Raw genomic sequence first — 7,978 nt, 5'->3', positions numbered from 1 at the left:
GAATGTGGTCGGGTACATCAAGGGCAAAAGCGCAATTCAGATAGCCCGGAAGTACGGAGCACGGCAGCGAAATTTTACCGGCGAGCACTTTTGGGCCCGAGGCTACTTCGTTTCTACGGTGGGGCTGGATGAGCACATGGTGCGAGCGTACATCCGCAATCAGGAAGAAGAGGATGAGCGATACGACCAGATGAAGCTGGTCATGGAGTAAGCCGCCACCGGCGGCTCACGGTTTTATGGGCGCCTTTGAGGCGCTCACAATTTCAAGCCACCGGCTTTGCCGGTGGTATTTGACTGAGAGGGGTAGGTCCCTTAGCGCGCGCCTCGTGACATGCTCTCCGATACAACGCTCGCCGCTGCTGCTCTGCCGCCTGCGCCCGTGCCCGACGGATGAGGAGAAGCGCCGGGCGGCGGGACCGCGACGCGCCGCAATAACGCCCGAGCAATTACGTGGCGACTGGCTTGTCTATCTCGCCCGCGAAATGGGGCTGTGCGGGGCGACGTTGATTGCTGGAGCCAAGGGCATCGGGCATCACCATTCGGGCGCAAGAATGAAGCGCACCCTGATTGCGCGGGCCGGCATGCGGTGTGGTTCGGCGCCGGGTTGTCAGACGACGTGCACGTTCTCGTCTTCGATGTAATTGCAGATCACGGCTGTAAACGTATGATCGCCGGAGAGCCCGAGGTGCTCCGCGCGCGACGTGTCCCACCGCGCAGGCCAACTGCCGACGATCGTCTCGACGCGTGGATCCGGCTTCCATTCGATGCGCTCCACGACGCGCTCGCCCGCCACCTCGCGCAACGCGGCAATCATCTCGTCCACGCTGACCGAGATACCGGGCAGATTCACCACGCGCTGGTTGCCAAGTGCGGCCGCATCGAGCTCGCAGCCGGCGATCAAGCACTCGATCGCTTTGCGCGGCGACAGCAGCCACAGGCGCGTGCTGCCCGTCACTGGACAGATCGCCTCTTCGCCGTTCAGCGGCTCGCGGATGATGCCGCTCGCAAACGACGACGCCGCGGCGTTCGGCTTGCCGGGCCGCACGCTGATCGTCGGCAGCCGCAGCACGCGGCCGCCGACGAACCCGCGCCGCGTATAGTCGTTCAGCAGCAGCTCCGCAATGGCCTTTTGCGTGCCATACGACGATTGCGGATTCAGCGCGGTGTCGTTCTGCACGACGTCGGGCAGATCGCCGCCGTACACGGCGACCGAGCTCGTGAATACGACGCGCGGCCGATGCCCACGCTGCCGGCACGTTTCGAGCAACAGCCGCGACGCATCGAGATTGATGCGCATGCCTAGATCGAAATCCGCTTCCGCCTGGCCGCTGACGATCGCAGCAAGATGGAAGATCGCGTCGGTCTTGTCGTCGATCACGCGCTTGAGCACGCTGCGCTCCGCGATGTCGCCCACTTCCGTGCGCACACGGCTGTCGCCGAAATCAGCGGGACGCTCGACGTCGAGCAGCACGAGCTCGGTGATCGGCTGACGCTTGCCGTCCTCGCTCTTCAGTGCGCCGCGTGCGAGCAGTGCACGCGCGAGACGCTGGCCGAGAAATCCGGCGCCTCCGGTAACCAGTACTTTCATGACGTCCTTCGTTCCGTTCAGACAGAATCAGTCAGACATCGCGGCGCAGGTACGGCTTCAACCAGCCGAGCCTCGCCGACGTTCCCGCGCGCGGCCGGTATTCGCGGCCGATCCAGCCTTCGTAGCCGAGCGAGTCGATCAGATCGAACAGATACAAATAGTTTAGTTCGCCAATGTCCGACTCGTGCCGCTCGGGCACGCCCGCGATCTGGATGTGGTCGATGCGCGGCATGTCGCGCTTCAGCTTCACCGCGAGATCGCCTTCGACGATTGTGGTAGCAATCGAACTGCACCTGCAGGTTCGGCGCGCCGACCTCTCCACAGATCGCCTGCGCGTCGCGGCCAGAAAGAAGCCCGGAATGTGTCGCGCGTACTGATCAGCTCGATGACGATCGTGATGCCGTCGGCCTGCGCGGTCTGCACGCACCGAAGCGGGATACCATCGCTCGAAGCAATCTGCCGGTGACGTTCCTCTCCGAGAGGCGGCGACAGTGTGCGCCACGCCCAGTGCGAAGTTGACAGAATTGATACGTTCTACGGCTCCCTAGTCCAGGATCGCCACGCACGACCCCTACCATCCGTAATATGCAGGCCACGGATAGCCGTAGTAGTACGCCGGGTAGCCGTAATAAATGGGGTTGGGATAGTACGCGGGCGGCGGCACGGACACGAACGTGCAGTTCTGGCCGGATGACGGCAGGACATTTGGAGTTGTCGCCGCGCCGACGCGGCCGCTCGCCAAAGCCGGTTGCTGACCCTCAGCAGATGCTGCCGCGGCGCTGGTACAGGCGTAGTAGCCACCGGCGCCCGGATAGTAGCTGTATGGGCCATAGTAGACGCACCCCCATAGCGTCAGTGCACCCACCACAGCAATTGGCCGGCCGATGATCTTTGCGCGAAGCATAGCCCCTCCTCGCGTCGTCGATTCGCTGAAGCGTCGCGGTTCGCGGCGCAGGCGTGCATCCATTTTAGGCTCGACGGCTTCACGCGACGACTGGAGCCGGCTCAATTGCAGCAAGGTCATGCGTTCGCCACTCGTGACAGGCGATATGTCGACAGCTGCGGCGCTGGAACTGCCGATGCATGACTTCGAACTGCCGGCGTTGGAGCACGCGACGCACCCCGCAATGGATGTGTCGCGCTTTTCCGAGAAAGTGAAGGTGGGGCGTGCTCCGCCGAGAGCAGACAGCTCATCTGTTTGACACCACTGTGACCACTTCGCATTGTGACGAGCGCCATTTCGCACTCAAGCGACATGGCACGGACTTTGGTCAGCGGCAGTGGCAACAGCTGTGCCTTGGTGAGCGCCTTCCGACCGGCCTTGCTGGTGACGCGATTCAGTGTGGCGATCAGACCGGACCAGCATGACCCCGCTGACGGTCTGGGACTGAAAACTATATTCAGGATTATTGTGGGCTCATGCAGCCTGTCCAGACAGCGCGTGACTCGCCTGATCGATGATTGATTTCGCTGTGCCAACAACAAGCGCACGGTTGATGTCGGAGGTCTGCCAGCGACCATTGATATCTCCTCCGAACTGCAATTCTGCGTGAAGGGTCGCGCCTTGATCATTTGACTGATCCGGCCGTAGGACGATGCTAACGTTGCAAGTGAATACAAGGCTACCGCTCGCGTTCGATGCTTTCGCGCAGTCACCATCGGATTTCACTGATGCCACCGTGTCGGAGGTCGGCAGCGGATTGCCCGCAAGGGCATTCAGGCCTCCCTTGTTCGTCGCGTCCAGCGCCCGACGGACGGCGCCGTCGATGTCTGACGCGCTCGGCCCTTCGTGCAGCCACCCACACGCAGTCAGCCCCGCAGACGCTAGCGCCGCCGGCAGCAATCTTCTATGGTTCATTCTAATTCTCCCTCTCGGGCAACATTGCCCATCTCGATTGCATTGCGTCCCGGAACCTTGTCGTCGCAATCCCGTAGCCAGCCTCCGCCAGCAATCCGGTAAGGATCATGGCCAGACATAGCGTCTGCGCGGTGTTCATGTTGCCTTGTCCGCGACGCATCGCATCGAGCGCGATATGGGACACGGAAACGGTCATCTCGACGGCATTCCACCGCGGTGCAATTGGGGAATTTGATCACTCGATGACGACGGCTTTAGGTAGTTCGCAGCCATTGTGACCCCCTGCGACCGACAGCTGCAGCGTGCGCCCTTTTCTGAGGTTGCCGACGCCAGCGACCGGCTAGGCAGGTTGCGAGCTGGGGAGTCGTTTGAAGATATGAAGGAATAGTCGGTCTACGTCACGGCCTCAAGGCATGGCATCAAAAGAGCAAAGCGCGCCGGGGCACCAGTCGTCGCTCTGAACATGACCCTTCAGGTCGATGCGCGTGAACGGGCGGGTCTTGTGTTTTGTGGCTAATCGTTACGACCCAAAGCGAAACGATCACAAAAGAGGCGAGTCGGAAGACTCGCCTTGAATGGCACATCCAGCTTTATGCCTACTGGCTGGTGTGTGCCGAAGTCCGATGACGTTATTGCGTCTTGGTCACGGCATCGGTCTTGGTGTCGGCCTTCACTGGCGCCGTCGAGACCTCGTTGCCGGTATCGGTCTTGGCCTTTTCCTCGGCCTCTTCTGTGCCTGGCTCCTTCTTGCTCAGCTTGTGCGCTTGAGTCTTTTTGACGTGCACCGCGCGCTTCTTGTTCGCATGAACTTCGGCGCTTGCCTTATCAGTTGCCTTGCTGGTTGCCTTGTCGGTCACACTGCCGGCTTCCTTGGCCGCGCCGTCGATCTTCGATGCGTCCGTTTGCACTTCGGTGCTGGCCTTCAAGTTGGTCTGGCCGGCTTGCGCCGCCTTGGTTGCGGCGGTCGAAGGTGTCGGCGGAGCGGTCTGTGCGAAAACTGTCGAAACGAGCAGAGCGGAAGCGAGAGCGGCGTAAATCGTCTTCATGGGTGACTCCTTGTTAGGCGCCCGAGAAAGTTCAGCGCTGCCCGTTTAACGGAAGCACAACGGAAGGAGTTGACCCTGGGGTGGTGACAAAACGTAAGTCTCAGACGAATAATGGCCGTCGGTGACATGAAGAACGCGCGAGCTTAGTTACGGCAGGCAGTTGCATGGTTTCGTCGACGTGACCTGGAAACGTATCGGGCAAAAAAAATGTCGGGCCGCGTCCCTTAAGTTTGGTTTAAGTCATGGCGAACACAATGTTCCCATCCGAAGTCTCAACCCGCTGCGCCGTTCATCGCGACGTCCGGCGGGGTTTCGCTCCTGGCTTCCGAACGATAGGGGGCGCCATGTCACTCATCGTCGCTGGACGTTTCACCATCTTCCCCGCCGCTGAAGACGCAGCGCAAAAGCTGTTCGACAACGGATTCCTCGGGGAAGACGTCTCGCTGTTCTTCGTCAATCCGCGCGGCCAGCACGCGCTTCACCCCCTCGACGAACACGCGGGCGCGCCGCCCACGATCTCGTCCGCGCCACCGTCGCTGCATCGCCATCATCAAGCGATGACGATCGGCGCCGTGGCGGGCGCCGTGATCGGCGCCGCGATCTTCACGCTGTTTGCGGGGTCGATGCCCGTCGTCGTGATCGCGGCGGGTGTCGGCGCTTATCTGGGTTTGCTGGGCGGCAGGATGATGCATGCGCGCAGCGCTCCGCACGCGCACCACGACGTCATACATCACAAGTTGCGCAACTCGGGTGTGCTCGTTGCTGTGCACGTGTGCCCTGAAACCCAGATGGAAGCCGCGCGCATCCTGCGCGATGCCGGCGGCGCCGAAATCGAGCGCGCGACGGGTCGCTGGCAGCGCGGCAAATGGGCAGATTTCGATCCGCGCCAAACGCCCGTGCCGCTCACCGAACTCAACCAGCAACAGGGCTGACGGGCAAGGCTGGAAACGAAAAACGGCAGCCTTCGAAAGCTGCCGCTTCAATCCGCGCGTGCGTGCACGGCTAAGTTCTAGCGTGACCCATCCACCGTAACGCAACGCCAAGGCTTTTGCGATGGGTGTCGCAATAAGGAGGTTAGGCCAAGCAGAGGCGATATCTTGAGTACTGCTTATGCCGCCAACGCATAGAACTGCTGGGCTGCAGACCGCGCGGTGCTGAGGCAACGCCGACGAAGAGCGAGAGACGGACATGAGACACGAGATTCAGCAGGCACATCACTATCCCGAGGTCGGGGTGCCACTGTTCTGGCCGTTCGGCCTTGCGCTGGAGCTCGAAGAAACAGCCCTGCATACCGTCGAGAAGGCGGTTCGGTTCATGCGCGAGATCGAGAAGACCCAGGTGAGCCATGCCCCGCCGCAGTGGGCAACAAGGAACCGGATCGCCCTCGAACTGCCCACGATGGCGCTGCGCGAATTCTCGCAGGGCAGTTGCGTACCGGTCCTGGTGCTATGTCCGTATGCTGGCCATTCGTCGACGATTGCCGATTTTCTCCCGGGCCAGAGTCTGATCGAAACGCTGGTGAATGCAGGCTGTTCCAGCGTGTTCGCGACAGACTGGCGAAGCGCGACGCCGCAGATGCGCTTCTATAACATCGGCAACTATCTCGCCGAAATCGATCTGTGCGTGGATGAGCTCGGCAACCGGGTCAACCTCGTGGGCCTCTGCCAGGGTGGCTGGTGCGCGGCGATGTACGCCGCGCGTTTTCCGGGCAAGGTGGCCCGGCTCGTGATCGCCGGCGCGCCGATCGATACCGATGCCGGCGACGGGGCAATCACGCGGGCGGCACACGCGCTGCCGTTACGCTTTTACGAAGATCTCGTTCGCGGCGGGGACGGCCTTCTGAAAGGCGCGTACATGCTGGAGGGCTTCAAGAACCTGCAACCTGTCACGCAGTATTTTGGCAAGTTTGTTGAACTCTACGAACATCTGGACGATCCGAGCTACGTGACGCGCTTCGAACAGTTCGAGCGCTGGTACGAATACACGCTTGACCTGCCGGGTACCTGGTACCTGCAGGTAATCGACCAGTTGTTCAAGCAGAACCGCCTGGCCAGAGGTGAGTTTGTGGCACTGGGCAAAAGGCTTGATCTCACGAATATAAAGTGCCCCACGTACCTGCTCGCCGGTGCGCACGATCACATTACGCCGAAAGAGCAGGTGTTCGCCGCGAAGGTGCTGCTTGGCACGGAACCCGGGGACGTGCAGGAGGCCGTGGCCAACGGTGGCCATATCGGACTCTTCATGGGGCAGCGGGCACTGCGCGAGAACTGGGTTCCGATTGCGCGCTGGCTTGCGCAGGGGCGCTGAATGGGACACGGTTGCAATGGCATGGCGAAAACCACGGCGCAACTTTGCAGCTTCCACAACGGGGCGCGGCATCAAGTGCATCGAGCGTATGCGGGTGCGCGGCCAACAAGGCTGATCAGCCGCTGCGCCGGATCCTGCAAGTTGGAGGTGGGCTTTACACCCATCAAGAAATCCGCCACGGCGCCGTTAAGGCAGAAAGCTGCCACTCCCTTACCTGGCCAAGGAAAGCATTTTTTCGCCGTACGGTCACAGCATGTCTGACAGAAGATTCCTCCTCCTCGAACCGATTCTCGCCACACCCGCGGTTGAAAAAAACGGGGTCACCGTCGCCATCCGCTCCTCACTGCTGTCGTCATTGTTCAGCCGCGCAGCGCGCCGTAACCGAGCGACGGAGGAATGGGGATGCGGCTCTCTAGCATACTCAGAAATCCCGAGAAGCGCCTGTGCGCGCAGTTCGTTTCGATTTCTAGGCGGCCAATCGGCGATTGATTCGTATCCCTTATCAGTATGTAGCGACATCGCTAGTTCGTTTTATGTAAAATTAAAGACGTGATCGTCCTTAACCCTTCGTTGCGCCTTTCTATTGGCACCGGCCGCTATTCCGGCCTCCCAGCGCGCCGCAGCAGCCGCGGATCGGTCAGCCACTCCTCACGCGCCCCAATTTCGACATGGACGAAATCGGCGTGATTGGGATTGAGCAGATAATTGGTTTCAGCAGGAACTACGGCGCTGGGAACGGCCAGCACAGCAGTGGCGCGCGTCCGCGACCATGCGGCCCCGATCTGTTGTAGTTCATCGCGCGCGGAGATCTCCCGCCAGTCGGCAGGCAAGCTGGCTGGATTGATACGTTCCACGACCCTTTCGGGAAATCTGGCGGGAATGATAGAGGTGGCTCCGGAAATTCGGACAGTTCATTGAGTGGAAAAGCTGGGGCGTGAGTCGGTCATAATGGCCGGCGACAAGGAACCAGAAGATGACGAAACGAAACCGACGGACACACTCACCGGCATTCAAGGCAAAGGTGGCACTAGCGGCGCTTAAGGGCGACAAGACGCTGGCAGAGTTGGCCCAGCAATTTGATGTCCATCCGAACCAGATCACGGACTGGAAGAAGCAGTTGCAGGAGCGGGTTGCCGATGTGTTCGACGCGGGCAACGCGCCCCCAGCTGCACCGCCAAT

The 7,978-nt window shown here is 61.0% G+C and carries 9 protein-coding genes and 1 pseudogene; 4 read left to right on the top strand and 6 right to left on the bottom strand.

Annotated features, from left to right (window positions below; translation table 11 throughout):
• Positions 1-211 (top strand): transposase (locus tag GCT13_RS46075; protein WP_193727911.1); only part of this gene is annotated, 211 nt, incomplete at its 5' end.
• Between the two features lie 396 nt (positions 212-607).
• On the opposite strand, the gene denD is transcribed toward GCT13_RS46075, so the two are convergent.
• From denD to GCT13_RS46040, 5 genes and pseudogenes are all read right to left on the bottom strand, one after another.
• Entirely contained in the window at positions 608-1,588 is a 981-nt protein-coding gene (denD, locus tag GCT13_RS46065; protein WP_152768260.1) for a D-erythronate dehydrogenase, read from the bottom strand.
• Between the two features lie 31 nt (positions 1,589-1,619).
• Positions 1,620-2,008, bottom strand: a pseudogene (locus GCT13_RS46060) (TIM barrel protein); the annotation flags it as partial.
• Positions 2,009-2,159: 151 nt separating this feature from the next.
• The gene (locus tag GCT13_RS46055; RefSeq protein ID WP_193727969.1) at positions 2,160-2,492 is read right to left on the bottom strand and encodes a hypothetical protein; all 333 of its coding nucleotides are present in this window, start codon (positions 2,490-2,492) and stop codon (positions 2,160-2,162) included.
• Between the two features lie 513 nt (positions 2,493-3,005).
• The gene (locus tag GCT13_RS46050; RefSeq protein WP_227747378.1) at positions 3,006-3,446 is read right to left on the bottom strand and encodes a hypothetical protein; all 441 of its coding nucleotides are present in this window, start codon (positions 3,444-3,446) and stop codon (positions 3,006-3,008) included.
• A 629-nt stretch (positions 3,447-4,075) separates the two neighbouring features.
• Complete coding sequence (locus GCT13_RS46040; protein WP_152768258.1) at positions 4,076-4,492, bottom strand: hypothetical protein; 417 nt, start codon at positions 4,490-4,492, stop codon at positions 4,076-4,078.
• A gap of 344 nt (positions 4,493-4,836) precedes the next feature.
• Here GCT13_RS46040 and GCT13_RS46035 point away from each other — a divergent pair, with 344 nt between their 5' ends.
• On the top strand, positions 4,837-5,424 hold the full coding sequence (locus GCT13_RS46035; protein WP_152768257.1) for a glycine zipper domain-containing protein: 588 nt from the start codon (positions 4,837-4,839) through the stop codon (positions 5,422-5,424).
• 256 nt (positions 5,425-5,680) lie between these two features.
• Complete coding sequence (locus GCT13_RS46030) at positions 5,681-6,799, top strand: alpha/beta fold hydrolase (RefSeq protein WP_152768256.1); 1,119 nt, start codon at positions 5,681-5,683, stop codon at positions 6,797-6,799.
• Positions 6,800-7,395: 596 nt separating this feature from the next.
• Here the strand turns inward: GCT13_RS46030 and GCT13_RS46020 are convergent.
• Positions 7,396-7,680: an RES family NAD+ phosphorylase gene (locus tag GCT13_RS46020; protein ID WP_321575055.1), complete on the bottom strand. Its 285-nt coding sequence runs from the start codon at positions 7,678-7,680 to the stop codon at positions 7,396-7,398.
• Positions 7,681-7,772: 92 nt separating this feature from the next.
• On the opposite strand from GCT13_RS46020, the gene GCT13_RS46015 reads away from it, so the two are divergent.
• The coding region (locus tag GCT13_RS46015) for a transposase (protein WP_152767547.1) at positions 7,773-7,978 on the top strand (206 nt) is incomplete at its 3' end.

The sequence above is a fragment of the Paraburkholderia franconis genome (assembly GCF_009362735.1).
Lineage (GTDB): Bacteria > Pseudomonadota > Gammaproteobacteria > Burkholderiales > Burkholderiaceae > Paraburkholderia > Paraburkholderia franconis.
The sequence above is the reverse complement of the archived record's forward strand: the minus strand, read 5'-3'. Positions and strand labels throughout refer to the sequence as shown.

What these genes read in the sequence shown, in the direction of transcription:
- GCT13_RS46035 (WP_152768257.1), top strand. Translation starts at nt 4,837, where the DNA reads ATGTCACTCATCGTCGCTGGACGTTTCACCATCTTCCCCGCCGCTGAA.
- GCT13_RS46055 (WP_193727969.1), bottom strand. Translation starts at nt 2,492, where the DNA reads ATGCTTCGCGCAAAGATCATCGGCCGGCCAATTGCTGTGGTGGGTGCA.
- GCT13_RS46030 (WP_152768256.1), top strand. Translation starts at nt 5,681, where the DNA reads ATGAGACACGAGATTCAGCAGGCACATCACTATCCCGAGGTCGGGGTG.
- denD (WP_152768260.1), bottom strand. Translation starts at nt 1,588, where the DNA reads ATGAAAGTACTGGTTACCGGAGGCGCCGGATTTCTCGGCCAGCGTCTC.
- GCT13_RS46040 (WP_152768258.1), bottom strand. Translation starts at nt 4,492, where the DNA reads ATGAAGACGATTTACGCCGCTCTCGCTTCCGCTCTGCTCGTTTCGACA.
- GCT13_RS46050 (WP_227747378.1), bottom strand. Translation starts at nt 3,446, where the DNA reads ATGAACCATAGAAGATTGCTGCCGGCGGCGCTAGCGTCTGCGGGGCTG.